We start from the raw sequence: 1,341 nt of genomic DNA on the forward strand, positions 1-1,341 counted from the left end.
GGCGGAACGCCTGGCGGAGGCCGCGCGGCTTCGTTGCCGCGTGCCCTCAGCCGCGCGGCCTCCGCCAGGCGTTCCGCCTTCATGCGGTCGTAGGTCTGCTGGGAGACTTCGGCCGTCAGATCGGTGCGGCGGATGCGGACGTCCTCGATCTGCAAGCCGAGCGACGTGGCGTCGGGCCTGAGCTGATCGCGGACTTCGCGCATCATCACGGCACGCTCTTCGGAGAGCGCGGCTTCGAAATCGCGCAGACCGTAGACGCGGCGCAAGGCAGCATCGAGACGCGTCCTGAGCCGGGCCTCGGCCAGTTCGATCTGACCGGACACTGCCGCACGGAAGACGCGCGGATCCGAGATGCGGTAGGCGATGAAGGCATCGACCTCATAGAACTTGCCGCCCGACACCTGGACGCGGATGTTGTCGAGGTCGAAGCGCAGCACCCTGTTTTCGATCAGCTGCACAGTGTCGGCGTCGAAGAACGAGAATGGCGCCTTGAAATAGATGCCTGGCTCGCTCTTGACATCGACGATCTCGCCGAAGCGGAGCACCAGCGCCTGCTGGCGCGCATTGACCACGAAGACCGAGGAGTAGATCAGGAAAAGGATAACCGCCGCCACGACGGCGAAAATGGGAAGACGGTTGGCCATCACTGGGTACCTCCCGTGTTCGCAGCCGGCGCGGCCGGTGCCGGTGGTTTCGGCTGCAATGCGGGCAGCGGCAGATAGGGCACGACACCTTGTCCGTTGCCCTGCTCGACGATGACCTTGCTCGAGTCCTTCAGAACCCTCTCCATGGTTTCCAGATAAAGGCGTTTGCGGGTCACATCGGGGGCTTTGACATATTCGTCGTAGACCGAGATGAAGCGCTGGGCCTCACCTTCGGCTTCCTGCACCACACGGTTCTTGTAGGCGGCCGCGTCTTCGCGGACCTGGGCGGCCTCGCCGCGTGCCTGGCCGAGCTTCTGGTTGGAATACTGATTGGCCTGCTCGACGAACTTGTCCTCGTCCTGCTCGGCGCGCTGCACCTCGTCGAACGCATCCGCCACCTCGCGTGGCGGCGCCGCGTCCTCGATGGAGACGGCGTTGACGTTGAGACCGGCCTTGTAGCCGTCCAGCGTCGTCTGGATGATCTCGCGCACCGAGGCGGCAATGCCCTGCCGGTCGTCGCGGAAAATGTCCTGCGCCGGCCGGCGGCCGACCGCTTCGCGCATGGCACTCTCGGCAACCTGCCGCAGCATGCCGTCGGGGTCGGAGACGTCGAACAGGTAGGCGCGCGGGTCGGAGACCTGGTAGGCCACCGAAAACTGCACATTGACGATGTTCTGGTCGCCCGACAGCATCAGGC

The 1,341-nt window shown here is 65.1% G+C and carries 2 protein-coding genes; both read right to left on the reverse strand.

Going from position 1 to position 1,341, the window contains the following annotated elements; all coding sequences use genetic code 11:
- Positions 1 to 644 (reverse strand): protease modulator HflC (locus EOA36_RS35570; protein ID WP_145969520.1); only part of this gene is annotated, 644 nt, incomplete at its 3' end.
- On the reverse strand, positions 644 to 1,341 hold a 698-nt coding region (gene hflK, locus EOA36_RS35575; RefSeq protein WP_127281247.1), incomplete at its 5' end, for an FtsH protease activity modulator HflK. The genes EOA36_RS35570 and hflK, both read right to left, overlap by 1 nt.

The organism is Mesorhizobium sp. M8A.F.Ca.ET.021.01.1.1 (assembly GCF_003998025.1).
Lineage (GTDB): Bacteria > Pseudomonadota > Alphaproteobacteria > Rhizobiales > Rhizobiaceae > Mesorhizobium.